This is a genomic window from Caballeronia sp. LZ024 (assembly GCF_031451455.1).
Lineage (GTDB): Bacteria > Pseudomonadota > Gammaproteobacteria > Burkholderiales > Burkholderiaceae > Caballeronia > Caballeronia telluris.
Genome location: NZ_JARUXL010000001.1, coordinates 2926587 through 2942468, shown reverse-complemented (window position 1 = coordinate 2942468; position 15882 = coordinate 2926587). Strand labels below are relative to the sequence as shown.

Below are 15882 nucleotides of genomic sequence, written 5' to 3'. Positions count from 1 at the left end.
CCGATGATAGTGCGGATCTCCCGTGTGAAAGTAGGTAATCGTCAGGCTCCTCATGCAGCAACAAAAAACCCCACCCCAAAAAGGTGGGGTTTTTTGCTTCCGGGTACGGCTATAAATCTACCAAGATCCGTACGGCCGAAATCTCGAGCAGATTGGCGCATTTAGCGCCGGCCAAGTTCGCGGAAGGAACCTTATCCACCGCTATTGAGCCAGAAAACGCTCAGCCAGTCGGACCCAATACGTCGAGCCGACGGATAGCAGTCCATCATTGAAGTCATAACTCGCGTTGTGCAACATGCAGGGCCCTGCGCCATGTCCTGACTCGCGATGTCCTCCCTCGCCGTTGCCCAAAAACGCGTAACACCCCGGTTTTTCCAGCAGCATGAAGGAAAAGTCCTCGGCGCCCATGGTCGGTTCAACTGATGCGTCCACGTTTTCCGTGCCCACCACCTCCGCCATCACCGACGCGGCAAATCGAGCCTGCTCCGAATCATTGATCGTCGGTGGATAGTTACGGTGAAAGTGCGTCTCGACTTCGCAGTCGTACGCAGCGGCCGTCGATGCGACGATCTTGCGCATGCGATCTTCGATCAAGTCGAGCGTCTCAACGGAGAACGTTCGCACAGTGCCCCCGAGCCACGCTTCGTCCGGGACGACATTCATCGCATCGCCGGCGTGAATTTGCGTGATCGAAAGAACGGCCGTGTCCATGGGCTTCTTGTTGCGCGTAATGATGCCTTGCAGTCCGTTTGCGATCTGCACGGCCGTGAAGACGGGATCGTGTCCGTTATGCGGAAGCGCGGCGTGCGAACCCGTGCCGCGGATCTTGATGCGAAATTCGTTGCTGGAGGCCATGATCGGCCCCTCGGTCACGCCGAACTGGCCGGCCGGAATGCCCGGCCAGTTATGAATACCGAAGACCGCATCGACGGGAAAGCGTTCAAAAAGTCCGTCTTCGATCATCGCCCGCGCGCCCGCACCGCCTTCCTCCGCAGGCTGGAATATGAACACCACAGTGCCGTCGAATGTGCCGTGCTGCGCCAGATGTTTCGCCGCGCCGAGCAGCATGGCCGTGTGGCCGTCGTGCCCGCACGCATGCATGCGGCCGGGATTGGTCGAGCGATGATCGAAGGTATTGAGTTCCTGGATGGGAAGCGCGTCCATGTCGGCGCGAAGGCCGATGGCGGCCTCGCTGGAACCGCGCTTGAGCACACCGACCACGCCGGTCTTGCCAATTCCACGATGAACGGCCACGCCCCAGCGCTCCAGATTTTCCGCGACCAGTTGCGCGGTGCCGACTTCTTCGTAGCGCAGTTCCGGATGCGCGTGGATCGTTCGTCGGAGCGCTTGGATTTCGTCGTGCGCTGCTTCGATTTCTGGAATCAGGTTCATTGAACGGGTCTCGCTGAGCAGAAGGAATGCGCTGAATTGCGGCGCGCGCTTAAGACCATTTTACGCCGCGACAATTTAATCGATCTGACCGCTAGCCCACGGCCAGCCGTAATAAAATCGGTGAACTAGCCTAGATCTGTGTGTTTTCTACCGGACGTCCGCATGAATGCCCCCATTGCTCCCGCCGAATTCGCCCGTGCCGTCTGTCCGCACGACTGTCCCGACACCTGCGCGATGCGCGTCACCGTGAAGGACGGCAAAGCCGTGAAAGTGACGGGCGACCCCGATCACCCGCCCACGCAAGGCGTGCTCTGCACGAAAGTCTCGCGCTACGCGGAGCGCACGCATCATCGCGACCGGCTGCTGACGCCGCTTCGACGCATCGGACGCAAGGGCGAAGGGCGGTTCGAAGCCATCGGCTGGGATGAAGCGCTGCGCTACGCCGCCGAGCGCCTGAAGCCAATCGCGGCAAGGGCGCCCGAGGCGATCGTGCCCTACAGCTACGCGGGCACGATGGGTCTCGTGCAGGGCGAAAGCATCGCCGCGCGCTTTTTCAATGCGCTCGGCGCGTCGCGACTCGAGCGCACGATCTGCGCCGCGGCCGGCGCGGCGGGCCTTCGATATACATACGGCGCGAGCCTCGGCATGCATACCGAGTACTTCGAGGAAAGCGAGCTGATCCTGATCTGGGGCTCGAACCCGATCGCGTCGAATCTTCATTTCTGGACGCGCGCGCAGGAAGCAAAGCGGCGCGGCGCCAAACTCATCGCGATCGATCCTTATCGCTCGCTCACCGCCGACAAGTGTCATCAGCACATCGCGCTCAGGCCCGGCACCGACGCCGCGCTCGCGCTCGCGATGATCCACGTGCTGATTCGCGAGAACCTGATCGACCGCGACTACATCGACGCCCACACGCTCGGATTCGAGCCGCTGAAAGCGCGTGCCGCCGAGTATCCGCCAGCGCGCGCCGCGCAGATCTGCGGCATCGAGGAACAGGTGATCGTCGATCTGGCCCGTGCGTTCGGCGCGACCAGAAGGGCGTCGATTCGGCTCAACTACGGCATGCAACGCGTGCGCGGCGGCGGCAACGCGGTCCGGGCCATCGCGAGCCTGCCTTCGCTGACGGGCGCATGGCGCGAGCGCTCGGGCGGCGTTCTGCTGTCGTCGTCGGGATGGGCGCCCGTCAATTCCAGCGCGCTCGAGCGGCAGGACTTGCTGCCGGGCGGGCCGTCGAAACTGCCGCGCTTGATCAACATGAACGCGATCGGCGATGCGCTGCTGCATCCGGGCGACGCCGCTTTCGGCCCGAAGGTCGAGGCGCTGATCGTCTACAACTCGAATCCGGTCGCGGTCGCGCCGGATTCCGAGAAGGTCGCGGCGGGCTTTGCGCGTGAGGACCTGTTCACCATCGTGCTCGAACACTTCCAGACGGACACCGCCGACTACGCCGACCTGATCCTCCCCGCGACGACGCAACTCGAACACCTGGACGTCCACAAGTCGTACGGACACACGCACGTGATGGCGAACATTCCCGCGATCGCGCCGGTCGGCGACTCGCGGGCGAACACCGACATTTTCCGCGGACTCGCGCGGTCGATGGGCCTGACGCACCCGGCCCTCTTCGAATCGGACGAGCAGATTGCCGCGAACGCGCTCCGCTGGGACGATCCGGCGCTCGCGGGCCAGAGCTGGGAAACGTTGAAGGCAAATGGCTGGGCGCAACTGAAGCTGCCGGAGGCGCCGTTTGCGAATGGCGGATTTCGCACGCCGTCGGGCAAATGCGAGTTCTACAGCGAGCGGCTGGCGAAAGAGGGAAGCGACCCGTTGCCGGATTATCTGCCGCCATACGAATCTGCCGATGGCGCTCCCGAACTCGCCGCGCGCTTTCCGCTCGCGATGATTTCGCCGCCGGCGCGCAATTTCCTGAACAGCAGTTTCGTGAACGTGGAGAGCCTGCGTTCGACGGAGGGAGAACCTCATGTCGACATCCATCCGGCCGACGCGCATGCGCGCCATATCGCGGACGGCGAAATCGTGCGCATCTACAACGATCGCGGCTCGATGCAGGCGCGCGCCCGTGTAACCGATCGCGCGCGGGAAGGCCTGGTCGTCGGGTTGTCGATCTGGTGGAAGAAGCTCGCGCCGGACGGGCGCAACGCCAATCAGGTGACGAGCCAGGCACTGACCGATCTCGGCGGATCCGCGACGTTCTACGATTGCCTCGTCGAGGTCGAGGCGGCGCACTGAACTGCATGAATCAAGACGTATCTGCAAGAAGTGGAAGGTGGCGTCTAACCCGGTTGTGATAACGAAGTCGACCCGTTAGCATTCGATTTCCGCACGACCATTCAAAAATATATAAAGGAGACGCCGTATGGAAAAAATCTGGCTGAAGTCCTATCCGGCCGGCGTGCCCGCGGAGATCGACGCTTCGGCGTACCACTCGGTTACGCAACTGCTCGAGGACAGCTTTCGCAAGAATCGCGACCGGCGCGCGTTCCTCTGCATGGGCCAGTCGATCACCTATGCCGAGCTCGACGCGATGTCGCGAAAGCTCGCAGCGTGGTTCCAGTCGCGGGGGCTGAAGCCCGGCGCGCGCATCGCACTGATGATGCCGAACGTGCTGCAATATCCGGTCGCGATCGCAGCCGTCTTGCGCGCCGGGTATATCGTCGTGAACGTGAATCCGCTCTATACGCCGCGCGAGCTGGAACATCAGTTGAAGGACTGCGGCGCCGAAGCCATCGTGCTGCTGGAAAACTTCGCGAAGACCCTGCAGGCGGTCGTGCAGAACACGTCGATCAAGCATGTCGTCGTGGCGGCGATGGGCGATTTGATGGGAATCAAGGGTCTCGTCGTCAATTTCGTCGTGCGTCGCGTAAAGAAAATGGTGCCGCAGTGGCATCTGCCGGCACACATCCGCTTCAACGACGCGCTCGCGGAAGGCGCGCGCGCGACGCTGCAGCCGGTCGAACAGCATCCCGACGACGTCGCGTTTCTCCAGTACACGGGCGGCACCACCGGCGTCGCGAAAGGCGCAACGCTCCTGCATCGCAACCTCATCGCGAACGTGCTGCAGTCGGAAGTGTGGCTCGATCCGGCGCGCAAGAAGCGGCCGGATATCGACCAGTTCGTGTGCGTCGTCGCGCTGCCGCTTTATCACATCTTCGCGCTGACGGTCTGCGGACTGCTCACGATCCGGACCGGCGGCCTCGGCGTGCTGATCCCGAATCCGCGGGACATCGCGGGCACGATCAAGGAGTTGAAGGGCATCCCGATCAACACGTTCCCCGCCGTCAACACGCTTTATAACGCGTTGTTGAATCATCCGGATTTCGCGAGTCTCGACTTCTCGAAGCTGATCGCGGCGAACGGCGGCGGCATGGCCGTGCAGGAAGCAGTGGCGAAGCGCTGGTTCGAGACCACGGGCGCGCCGATCATCGAGGGCTATGGATTGTCGGAGACGTCGCCTTGCGTGACCTGCAATCCGGTGACGGCGACCGAATACACGGGGACGATCGGCCTGCCGTTCCCGTCGACGGACATTTCGATCCGCGACGACGACGACAACGAACTCCCGCCCGGCGCCGCTGGCGAGATCTGCATTCGCGGACCGCAAGTCATGGCGGGCTACTGGAACCGGCCGGATGAGACGGCCAAGGTCATGACGCCGGACGGCTTCTTCAAATCGGGCGATGTCGGCGTGATGGACGAGCGCGGTTATGTGAAGATCGTCGACCGGAAGAAGGACATGATCCTCGTGTCGGGCTTCAACGTGTATCCGAACGAGATCGAGGATGTGGTCGCGAAACTGCCGGGCGTGTTCGAAGTGGCGGCGGTCGGCGTGAAGGATCAGAACTCGGGCGAGGCGGTGAAGCTCTTCATCGTCAAGAAGGACCAGAGCCTGACGGAAGCCGACGTGATGGCGTTTTGCAAGGACCAGCTCACGGGTTACAAGCGGCCGCGCTTGATCGAATTCCGCGGCGATCTGCCGAAGAGCAATGTCGGCAAGATCCTGAGACGGGAACTGCGCGACGGCAAGGCGTAGACGCCGCATCGAGTGCGAGTAAAAAAGCCTTCGCGTCGCGAGACGCGAAGGCTTTTTTGTTGCGCTGTCGCAACGAAAGTGCATAAAAAAAGGCGCCCGAAGGCGCCTTTCCAAGCGGGTACTGCTTTATTCAGACTTATTAGAACTTGTGGCGGATACCGACGATCGCGGCAACCTGGTTCGACGTCGTCGACGGCGACAGGCCGTTGATGTTCGCAACCGCTGCAGTGTTGGTCGAATCCGTGCCGATTGCGTGCTGGTAGACGCCTGCAACGTAGAAGTCCGTGCGCTTCGACAGGAAGTAGTCCGTGCCAAGCATCGCTTGGTGGTACTTCGCGTCGTTGATGCCGTAACCCTTCGTGTAGTCGTAAGCCGCGCCCAGCAGGAGCGCCGGCGTCAACTGATACTTGAAGTTGATTTCGGCGTTGTGGAACTTGGCCGTACCGAAGTTTCCGAACGCGTTCAGGCCATTGCCGCCTTCCGTGCCGACATCCTTGAACTCCGTGTTGCTGTACGTCGCCCCGACCGTTGCTGCGCCGAACGTGTAAGCACCGCCAGCCGAGATCACTTGCTGCGTCTTCGCTGAAGCGTAGCCCGAGTACACGCGGCTGCCGGTCATGTTCGAGGACGCTGCGGTCGCCGTGGTGTTTGACGTCGCGTTGTTGCCGAAGAACGAGTAGTTCGGGTCCTTGACGTTCAAGTAGCCGGCGCCCAATTGCAGCGGGCCGCGGTTATAGCCAACACCCAGCGACCAGATCTGGTTGCGGTTGAACTGGCCGGCGTTGCCGCCCAGGCTGTACAGGCCGCCGAACGTGAAGCCGGCGTAGTTTGCGCTCGTGTACTTGACCGCGTTGTTCACGCGATTCGAGTTGTTCATGTTGTCCAGGTCGCCCGGGTGCGCGCCGAAGTACGTCGCCCACTGGCTACCGACTTCCAGTGCGCCGGTGAAGTCGACGACGGAGTCGTACTGACGACCCAGCGTGACCGTACCGAACTGGCTCGTCGACAGACCGACGTATGCCTGACGGCCGAACTCGTCGCCGCCTTGACCCAGACGGCCGTTCATCACGTTGAAGCCGTTTTCCAACACGAACACGGCCTTCAGACCGCCGCCCAGATCTTCCGTGCCACGCAGGCCCCAACGGCTGCCTTGCAGGTTACCGCTGTTCAGCGAGTACAGCTTTTGGCCGGCTTGGTTGTTGTTGTAGACGAAGCCAGCGTCGATGATGCCGTACAGCGTCACGCTGCTTTGTGCTTGAGCGGCGCCCGCAAACGTGCCCAGTGCTGCCAGAGCGAGAAGCGACTTTTTCATTGAAATGATCTCCAAGGATGTTGAGACTGTTTGGCAAGGTCACTGTTCTAGCGCCAGTGTGTTGACGTCCCCGCCGGGTACTTCCAGAGAAGTTGACCGTAATGTAACAAAGAGGCTTTTGACGACAAAGGAAAAGCCGGCCGCCCGGCGATGTCCTGTGACGTTTACGCAACATGCGATAAAATCCCGTTTCGCCGCTTTTTTGCGACCGGTGTTTGCCCTAATTCCAAAGCGCGACGCATTTTTCACGCTTTTTCGAGAGAGTTGGTCGAGCATGGCGATTGCTAAGGATCGCGAACGACAGTGCGGCGATGGCACGTTGAGGGGAGGAATACATGACGCTAGATGAACTGATTACGGAGTTCGATCGCGGACTGCGGTCGATGGCGGGCGTGAGTCGCATGACGCGTCCGATTCCGGTTTCGAAAGCCGCGGGCAGTGTCGACGAGTACGGTATGCCCGTCGAGGCGCCGGAGTTGAACGCAGAAGAGAAGGCGCATGCGGCCGGCCTGATGCGCGTGAACCATGTCGGCGAAGTGTGTGCGCAGGCGCTGTATCAGGCGCAGAAGTTCGCGACGGCCTCGCCCGCGCTCAAGGACGATTTCGAGCACGCGGCGCGCGAGGAAGAAGACCACCTCGCGTGGACGGCCCAGCGGCTGAGGGACCTGGATTCGCGCCCGAGCTTGCTGAATCCGCTCTGGTACGCGGGCTCGCTCGCGATCGGCCTTCTCGCCGGGCGTTTCGGCGACCGCACGAGTCTTGGCTTCATGGCGGAAACCGAGCGCCAGGTCGAGCATCATCTCGACCGCCACTTGAAGACGCTGCCGGCGAACGACCTTGCATCGCGCGCGATCGTGGAGCAGATGCGCGTCGACGAAAGCGCGCACGCGGCCTCGGCGATCGCGGCGGGCGGCGCTGAATTGCCTTTCCCGGTTCGCGCGCTGATGCGGGCGGCGTCGAAGGTCATGACCACCACCGCTTACCGCATCTGAGCGCGTGATTCTCTCCTGCGCGGTGGGACGGCGTCCCACCGCGCACGGCACGCCCAGAGGCAAGCGCGGATGCTGCGAATCCGGCCTGCAGATGCTTTACGATTCGCGCGTTTCCCCGCTTCATTTCACGTACTACCTTCACATCCCGCACTAGCTCTTTCATTCATAACGTTTTTCGCCTTTTGAGCGACTTCAACGTCCCGCGCTAAGTCCTTGTTCTGGAAAACAAATTTAATCAAATAGAAGGGCGGAGTCTTGACCCTCGAAATACGTTCCTCTAAAGTGGGAGAACGTGTGAGAAAGTGTATTTTCGTGTGATTCCGATAGCACTTTCCGGCATATTCAAGCAGAGCAAGACGCCAGCGGGGGCGTCGCAAAAAAGGAGAGGCGAGTGTTCCAGGGGGCGTCGGCGCTGACGCTCGATGCGAAAGGACGGATGTCGGTTCCGTCTCGCTATCGGGAAGCGCTGCAAGCACAGGCAGAAGGCCGGGTGACGCTCACAAAGAGCCCGGATGGATGCCTGTTGCTGTTTCCCCGCCCCGAGTGGGAAGTCTTTCGCGCAAAGGTCGCCGCGCTTCCGATGGAAGCCGCCTGGTGGCAGCGCATTTTCCTTGGCAATGCAATGGACGTCGAACTCGACACGGCTGGGCGCGTGCTCGTGTCGCCGGAATTGCGCTCGGCGGCGTCGCTCGAGAAAAACGTGACGCTGCTCGGTATGGGAAATCGCTTCGAGCTGTGGGATGCCGACACGTACGCCGCGAAGGAGGCGGCGGCGATGGCGCAGGGCATGCCCGAAGCGCTGAAGAATTTCACCTTCTGACGCGGCGCTGAACATATGGCACCTGCGATGGGAAACGAATTGCAGCATCGCACGGTGCTGCTGGATGAAGCGGTAGATGCGTTGGTCACGCGCACGGACGGTATCTATATAGATGGCACGTTCGGTCGCGGCGGCCACAGCCGGGCAGTTCTGGCGAAGCTTGCGGATGCAGGGCGATTGATCGCCTTCGACAAGGATCCGCTCGCCATCGCCACGGCGCAACAGATTCAGGACTCACGCTTTTCGATCGTGCACGACAGCTTTGCTGCCTTGCGCGACGCGGCAAGCGAGCGAGGAGTAGCGCGGGTATCGGGTGTGTTGCTGGATCTCGGGGTGTCGTCGCCGCAAGTGGACGATCCGGGTCGCGGCTTCAGCTTCCGGGCGGAAGGCCCGCTCGATATGCGGATGGACCCGACTCAAGGCGAGTCGGCGGCCGAGTGGCTCGCGCGGGCAACGGTGCAGGAATTGACGGAGGTGATCAGAGATTATGGGGAAGAACGGTTTGCTTTTCAGATTGCAAAGGCGCTTGTTGCTCGCCGGGCAGAGTCCGACCGTCTTGGGCCTCTCGTCAGCACGAGCGAGCTTGCCGAAATCGTGGGTCACGTCGTCAAAACCCGTGAGAAGGGCAAGGACCCGGCAACTCGCACCTTTCAGGCTATACGGATTCACATCAATCAAGAGCTTGCGGAGCTGCAGGTAGTTCTTGAAGCGGCATTGGCGCTGTTGGAGCAAGGGGGGCGGCTGGTCGTGATCAGCTTTCATTCGCTCGAGGATCGGATCGTCAAGCGGTTCATGCAGGCGCACGCGAGCGCGCCCGCGATCGATCGCCGCCTGCCGATCCGCGCCGTCGATCTGCCGAGCCCGCCGATGCGTATCGTCGGCCGCGTGTTCGCGAGCGAGGCCGAAGTCGCCGCGAATCCGCGCGCCCGTTCCGCCGTGATGCGCGTCGCGGAGCGGATCGCGCCATGAACCGCCTCAACATTTTCCTGCTCATCGTGGTGCTCGGGTGCGCGCTTTCCGTCGTCAGCGCGACGAATCAGCAGCGGCAGATTTTCATCGAACTGCAGCGGGCGCAGTCGCAGGAGCGTCAGCTTCAGCAGGACTATTCGCAATTGCAGTACCAGCAGAGCGCGTTGTCGAAAACCTCGCGCATCGAGCAGTTGGCTACTAACTCTTTGAAGATGCAGCCCGTGACGACCGGCCGCACGCAATATCTCACCTACGATCCGGCGACCTCCAAGGCCGCCGACGCCCCGATGCCGCCGCCCCTGCCGGCGTCGGCACCTCCTGCGCGCGGAGCGAAGCGATGAAGAAATCCGCGAAGCAGAAGGACGTGGCCTACACCCCGAATCCGATTCTGTCGCTGCGCCTGCCGATGTGGCGCTCGAAGCTCGTCGTGTTCATGCTGTTCATGGCGTTCGTCGCGCTCGCCGCGCGCGCGTTCTGGATTCAGGGCCCGGGCAACGCCTTCTTCAAGAAGCAGGGCGAGAGCCGCTATCAGCGCACGCTCGAACTGCCGGCGACGCGCGGCCAGATCCGCGACCGCAACGGCCTCGTGCTCGCGACGAGCCTGCCGGTCAAGGCGATCTGGGCCATTCCCGAGACCGTGCCGAACGACCTCGGCGCGGACAAGCTCGGCCAGCTCGCGAAGCTCCTCGACATGACCGACAAGGAACTGCGCACGAAGCTGTCGGTGGACAAGACGTTCGTCTACGTGAAGCGCCAGGTGCCGCTCGAAACCGCGCAGAAAGTCGCGGCGCTCGACATTCCCGGCATTTATTCGCGCGGCGAATACAAGCGCTTCTATCCGGAAGGCGAAATCACCGCGCACCTGATCGGCTTTACTAATATTGAAGACAAGGGCCAGGAAGGCGTCGAACTCGGCGACCAGCACGTGCTCGCCGGCACGCCCGGCATGCGGCGCGTCATTAAAGACCGGATGGGCCACATCATCGAGGACGTCGACGAGCAAGTCGTGCCCCATAACGGCACCGACGTCGATCTCTCGATCGACAGCAAGATCCAGTACATCGCGTACACGAACCTGAAGGCGGCGGTCGAGAAATCGAAGGCGAAGGCAGGCGCGGCAATCGTGATCGACGTGAAGACGGGCGAAGTGCTCGCGCTCGTCAACTATCCCACGTACAACCCGAACGACCGCTCGCGGATGACCGGCGAGCAGTTGCGCAACCGCATCCTCACCGACACCTTCGAACCGGGCTCGATCATGAAGCCCTTCACGGTGTCGCTCGCGCTCGACCTGCATCGCGTGACGCCGAATACGCTCGTGGAAACGGGCGGCGGCGTGTTTGTCCTCGACGGCGCGCGCATCACCGACGACGCCGGTTTCGGCACGCTGACCGTCGGCGGCGTGATTCAGAAGTCGAGCAATATCGGCGCGACCAAGATCGCGATGCAACTGCGTCCCGAGGAAATGTGGAACATGTATACGAGCATCGGTCTGGGACAGGCGCCGAAGGTCGGCTTCCCGGGCGCGGTGACCGGGCGCCTGCGGCCGTGGAAAAGCTGGCGCCGCATCGAGCAGGCGACGATGTCGTATGGCTACGGTCTGTCGGCGTCGCTGTTTCAGCTCGCGCGCGCATACACGGCGATCGCGAACGACGGCCGGGTCCTGCCGGTGTCGATCTTCCGCACGCCGGGCGATCAGCCGGTGCAAACCACGCAGGTTTTCGCGCCGACCACCGCGCGTGAAGTGCGCGCGATGCTCGAAACCGTGACGGCGAAAGGCGGCACGTCGCCGGATGCCGCGGTGCCGGGTTATCGCGTCGGCGGCAAGAGCGGCACGGCGTACAAGCACGCCGGCCGCGGCTACGACAAGTCGAAGTACCGCGCGTCGTTCGTCGGCATGGGGCCGATGCCGAATCCGCGCATCGTCGTGGCGGTTTCCGTCGACGAACCGACGGTCGGCAGCCACTTCGGCGGACAGGTGTCCGGTCCGGTGTTCTCGGCGATCGCCGGCGACACGTTCCGCGCGCTCAATCTCCCGCCCGACATGCCGGTCAAGCAGATGGTCGTGAACGACGAATCGCAGGCGGCTTCGCAGCCTGCCGCCGCCACGGCGCCCGGACAGAACGCAGCGAAAAAGCTCGCCGTATCGAGCAATAACAAGAGTCATCCGGGAGTCGTGCGATGAGCGCGCAGAAGCAATCAAAGGCGCGCAAGGACGTCGCGCAGGCCGTGCAATGGCTGCGCGCGCACGCATCCGCCGACGCCCAGCTTCACGCCGACACGCGTTCGCTGAAAAGCGGCGACGTCTTTTTCGCGTATGCGGTCGACGGCGCGGACAACCGCCAGTACATCGACGCCGCACTCGCGAACGGCGCCGCCGCCGCGCTGTACCAGCCGGAACATTTCGACAGCAAGCCCGACGCCGCGAAGACGCTCGCGGTCAAAGGGCTGAACGAACTCGCTGGTCCGATCGCCGCCGCGTGGTACGGCGAGCCGACCGAATCGATGCTGACCATTGGCGTGACCGGCACGAACGGCAAGACCTCGTGCAGCCAGTGGCTCGCCACCGCGCTGACGGCGGCGGGCAAGCCCTGTGCGATCGTCGGCACGCTTGGGATCGGCATGCCGGGCAAGCTCGTGCATAGCGGCTTCACGACGCCCGACGCGCCGCAGTTGCAACGCAATCTCGCGCAACTGAAGGCGGGGGGCGCAGAGGGCGTCGTGATGGAAGTGTCGTCGCATGCGCTGCATCAGGGGCGCGTGAACGGCACCGACTTCGACATCGCCATTTTCACGAATCTCACGCAAGACCATCTCGACTATCACGGCACGTTCGACGCCTACGAAGCCGCCAAGGGGCGACTTTTCGCGTGGCCGTCGCTGACGGCCGCCATCGTCAATCGCGACGATGCCGCCGGCCAGCGCCTGATCGAATCGTTGCGCGGCAAGCTGCGCACGATCGCTTACGGCGTCGAGATTCCGGCTGAAGCCGCGCCGCGCGCCGACGCCATGCTGCTCGCGACCAACGTGCGCGCGACGGCGAACGGCACCGCATTTCATCTGGCATCGGACTGGGGCGACGCGGACATCGAAGTCGGCACGCTCGGCACCTTCAACGTGAGCAACCTGCTCGCGGTCCTCGGCGCGCTGCTCGAAAGCGGCATGGCGCTCGACGCCGCGCTCGCGCAGATCGCGAAGCTCGAACCTGTCAACGGACGCATGCAGCGTCTGGGCGGCCGGTTGCAGAACGACGAACCGCTCGTCGTGATCGACTACGCGCACACGCCCGACGCGCTCGACAAGACGCTGGCTGCGCTGCGCCCGATCGCGCAGGCGCGCGGTGGCGAACTCGTCTGCATGTTCGGCTGCGGCGGCGACCGCGACGCAACCAAGCGTCCGCTGATGGGCGCGATCGCGGAAAAACGCGCGGATCAGGTGGTGATCACGAGCGACAACCCGCGCAGCGAAGACCCGCAAGCCATCATCGACCAGATCGCGGCCGGCATGACCGAGGCGCAAAAGGCACGCCGCATCGAAGACCGCGCGAGCGCGATCCTTCAGGCGATCCGCACGGCGGCGCGCGAGGACGTCGTCGTGCTGGCCGGCAAGGGGCACGAGGCAACACAGGAAATCATGGGAAAGAAACGCGCCTTCTCCGATCAGGATCACGCGCGCCTCGCGCTTGCCGCACGCGCCACGCACACACGCGGAGGCGGCGAATGACGATGTTCACCTTGCGCGAAGCCGCCGCGCTGATTCCGGGCGCGGTCGTCATCGGCGACGAAAACGTCGCGATCGCACGCGTGTCCACGGACAGCCGCACGGCGCAGGCCGGAGATCTGTTCGTCGCGGTGAAGGGCGATCGTTTCGATGCGCATGATTTCCTGACGCAGGTTGCCGAGCGCGGGACGTCGGCGGCGCTCGTGTCGCGCGAACCCGCCGATCTGTCCCTTCCAGTCATCAAGGTAAAGGACACGCGCGCGTCCCTCGGTGCGCTCGCGCACGGATGGCGCACGCGCTTCACGATGCCGCTCGTCGCCGTCACCGGCAGCAACGGCAAGACGACGGTCAAGGAAATGATCGCGTCGATCTTCGCGGCGGCGGTCGGCGAAGAAGCGCGCCTCGCGACCGCGGGCAATTTCAACAACGACATCGGCTTGCCGCTCACGCTGTTTCGCCTGAACGCGACGCATCGTCTCGCGGTCGTCGAACTCGGGATGAACCATCCGGGCGAGACCGACGCGCTGGGTAAAATCGCGGCGCCGACCGTCGCGGTGGTCAACAACGCGCAGCGCGAGCATCAGGAATTCATGGCGACGGTCGAGGCGGTCGCGCTCGAACACGCGTCGGTGATCCATGCGCTGGGCGAAACCGGCACGGCCGTCTTCCCCGCCGACGACGCCTACGCCAGCATCTGGCGCGTCGCGGCAACCGGCAATCCGATCATCGACTTCGCGCTCACGGACGACGCTTCGAAGGCGGCGGTGACGGGGCGTCTCGTCGGCACGACGGTCGAGATGGTCACGCCGCAAGGACCGTTGACGGTCGCACTGCGCGTGCTCGGCGAGCACAACGCGCGCAACGCGCTCGCCGCGACGGCGGCGGCGCTCGCTGCAAACGTGTCGCTCGAAGCGATCCAGCGCGGTCTCGAAGCGTTCGAGCCGGTGAAGGGCCGTCTGGAAGTGAAACGCGCGGCCGTGGCGCCGATCGAAGGCGCAACCGTCATCGACGACACCTACAACTCGAACCCCGATTCGATGCGCGCGGCCATCGACGTGCTCGCTTCGCAGCCGTCGCCGCGCGTGCTCGTGATGGGCGACATGGGCGAAGTCGGCGACCAGGGACCGGCGTTTCATCGCGAAGTGGGCGCGTATGCGGCCGAGCGCGGCATCGACGCGCTGTTCGCTTTGGGCGACGCCAGCGCCGATTCGGCGAAGTCGTTCCATTCGGCTGCATCGAACAAGACGGCGAAGCATTTCAGCGATGTCGCCGCGCTCATCGCAGCACTGAAAACCGCCGGCTTCGGACCCGGCGCCACGTTTCTCGTGAAAGGCTCGCGCTTCATGCAAATGGAACGCGTGGTGGACGCCGTGACGAGTCCACACCAACCCGCTGCGGGCGATGCGCCCGCAGCACATTGAAAGAAGAGAAGGTCCAGCATGCTACTCGCACTCGCGCAATGGCTCCAGAATGACGCCAGCTTCATGCGCGTGTTCATTTACATCACGTTCCGCGCCGTGGGTGCCACGGCGACGGCGCTTCTGATCGGCCTCGTCTGCGGACCGTGGGTCATCCGCAAACTGACGGCGATGAAAGTCGGCCAGGCCGTGCGCAAGGACGGCCCGCAGTCGCATCTCGTCAAATCCGGCACGCCGACGATGGGCGGTGTCTTGATCCTGCTCGGTATCGCGGTCTCGACGCTGCTCTGGGCCGATCTCACGAACCGCTTCGTGTGGATCGTGATGCTCGTCACGTTCGGCTACGGCGTGATCGGCTGGGTCGACGATTACCGCAAGGTCGTTCACAAGGACCCGCGCGGCATGTCGTCGCGCGAAAAGTATTTCTGGCAATCGGTGATCGGCTTGTTCGCCGCGGTTTATCTGGCCTTCAGCGTCTCGGAAGCGAACAACGCGCGCGTGTTCGATCTCTTCATGGCGTGGGTGCGAAGCGGCCTTTCGATGGGCCTGCCCGCGCGCGCCGACCTGATGCTGCCGTTCGTCAAGGCGATCAGCTATCCGCTCGGCGTGTGGGGCTTCATCGCGCTGACGTATTTCGTGATCGTCGGCGCGAGCAACGCGGTGAATCTCACCGACGGCCTCGACGGGCTCGTCATCATGCCGGTCGTGCTCGTGGGTGCGTCGCTCGGCGCGTTCGCCTACGTGATGGGCAGCTCGGTGTATTCGAAGTACCTGCTGTTCCCGCATATTCCCGGCGCGGGTGAACTGCTGATCTTCTGCTCGGCGATGGGCGGCGCGGGACTCGCTTTCCTCTGGTACAACACGCACCCCGCGCAGGTCTTCATGGGCGACGTCGGTGCGCTCGCGTTGGGCGGCGCGCTTGGCACGATCGCCGTGATCGTGCGGCAGGAAATCGTGCTCTTCATCATGGGCGGGATCTTCGTCGCGGAAACGCTTTCGGTGATGCTGCAAGTGTTCTGGTTCAAGTACACGAAGCGCCGATACGGCGAAGGGCGGCGCGTCTTCAAGATGGCGCCGCTGCATCACCACTATGAATTGTCCGGCTGGACCGAGACGCAGGTCGTCGTGCGTTTCTGGATCATCACGCTGATGTTGTGTCTCTTCGGGCTCTCGACGCTCAAGTTGCGTTAAATCGTTGTCAGAGA

The 15882-nt window shown here is 63.2% G+C and carries 13 protein-coding genes; 10 read left to right on the top strand and 3 right to left on the bottom strand.

Going from position 1 to position 15882, the window contains the following annotated elements; all coding sequences use genetic code 11:
- Window positions 1-201: 201 nt before the first annotated feature.
- Window positions 202-1392, bottom strand: a complete 1191-nt coding sequence (locus QCE48_RS13210) for a M20 aminoacylase family protein (RefSeq protein ID WP_309787288.1) — start codon at window positions 1390-1392, stop codon at window positions 202-204.
- A 162-nt stretch (window positions 1393-1554) separates the two neighbouring features.
- Between QCE48_RS13210 and QCE48_RS13205 the strand changes: the two genes are divergently transcribed.
- Together QCE48_RS13205 and QCE48_RS13200 are read left to right on the top strand one after the other, a co-directional pair.
- Complete coding sequence (locus QCE48_RS13205; protein WP_309787289.1) at window positions 1555-3645, top strand: molybdopterin oxidoreductase family protein; 2091 nt, start codon at window positions 1555-1557, stop codon at window positions 3643-3645.
- A gap of 127 nt (window positions 3646-3772) precedes the next feature.
- The gene (locus QCE48_RS13200) at window positions 3773-5446 is read left to right on the top strand and encodes a long-chain fatty acid--CoA ligase (protein WP_309787290.1); all 1674 of its coding nucleotides are present in this window, start codon (window positions 3773-3775) and stop codon (window positions 5444-5446) included.
- Between the two features lie 139 nt (window positions 5447-5585).
- Here QCE48_RS13200 and QCE48_RS13195 read toward each other — a convergent pair whose 3' ends face one another.
- Window positions 5586-6758 (bottom strand): porin, encoded by a 1173-nt coding sequence (locus QCE48_RS13195; protein WP_116563624.1) that lies wholly within the window; start codon window positions 6756-6758, stop codon window positions 5586-5588.
- 39 nt (window positions 6759-6797) lie between these two features.
- On the bottom strand, window positions 6798-7034 hold the full coding sequence (locus QCE48_RS13190; protein ID WP_309787291.1) for a hypothetical protein: 237 nt from the start codon (window positions 7032-7034) through the stop codon (window positions 6798-6800).
- Between the two features lie 59 nt (window positions 7035-7093).
- Between QCE48_RS13190 and coq7 the strand changes: the two genes are divergently transcribed.
- From coq7 to mraY, 8 genes are all read left to right on the top strand, one after another.
- A complete protein-coding gene (coq7, locus tag QCE48_RS13185; protein ID WP_309787292.1) occupies window positions 7094-7750 on the top strand; it encodes a 2-polyprenyl-3-methyl-6-methoxy-1,4-benzoquinone monooxygenase in 657 nt (218 codons plus the stop codon).
- Between the two features lie 391 nt (window positions 7751-8141).
- Window positions 8142-8570, top strand: a complete 429-nt coding sequence (mraZ, locus tag QCE48_RS13180) for a division/cell wall cluster transcriptional repressor MraZ (RefSeq protein WP_062632489.1) — start codon at window positions 8142-8144, stop codon at window positions 8568-8570.
- A gap of 15 nt (window positions 8571-8585) precedes the next feature.
- Window positions 8586-9539 carry a 16S rRNA (cytosine(1402)-N(4))-methyltransferase RsmH gene (rsmH, locus tag QCE48_RS13175; RefSeq protein WP_309787294.1) on the top strand — a complete coding sequence of 318 codons (954 nt, stop codon included), beginning with the start codon at window positions 8586-8588 and terminating at the stop codon, window positions 9537-9539.
- Window positions 9536-9880, top strand: coding sequence for a cell division protein FtsL (ftsL, locus tag QCE48_RS13170; RefSeq protein ID WP_035927432.1), 345 nt, complete (start codon window positions 9536-9538; stop codon window positions 9878-9880). The genes rsmH and ftsL overlap by 4 nt, the downstream gene beginning before the upstream one ends.
- A complete protein-coding gene (locus QCE48_RS13165; protein WP_309787296.1) occupies window positions 9877-11724 on the top strand; it encodes a penicillin-binding protein 2 in 1848 nt (615 codons plus the stop codon). The genes ftsL and QCE48_RS13165 overlap by 4 nt, the downstream gene beginning before the upstream one ends.
- A complete protein-coding gene (locus QCE48_RS13160) occupies window positions 11721-13262 on the top strand; it encodes a UDP-N-acetylmuramoyl-L-alanyl-D-glutamate--2,6-diaminopimelate ligase (protein ID WP_309787298.1) in 1542 nt (513 codons plus the stop codon). Before QCE48_RS13165 ends, QCE48_RS13160 begins: the two co-directional genes overlap by 4 nt.
- Window positions 13259-14680 carry a UDP-N-acetylmuramoyl-tripeptide--D-alanyl-D-alanine ligase gene (murF, locus tag QCE48_RS13155; protein ID WP_309787299.1) on the top strand — a complete coding sequence of 474 codons (1422 nt, stop codon included), beginning with the start codon at window positions 13259-13261 and terminating at the stop codon, window positions 14678-14680. The genes QCE48_RS13160 and murF overlap by 4 nt, the downstream gene beginning before the upstream one ends.
- 18 nt (window positions 14681-14698) lie before the next feature.
- A complete protein-coding gene (gene mraY / locus QCE48_RS13150; RefSeq protein ID WP_062632495.1) occupies window positions 14699-15868 on the top strand; it encodes a phospho-N-acetylmuramoyl-pentapeptide-transferase in 1170 nt (389 codons plus the stop codon).
- The last annotated feature ends 14 nt before the right edge of the window (window positions 15869-15882 follow it).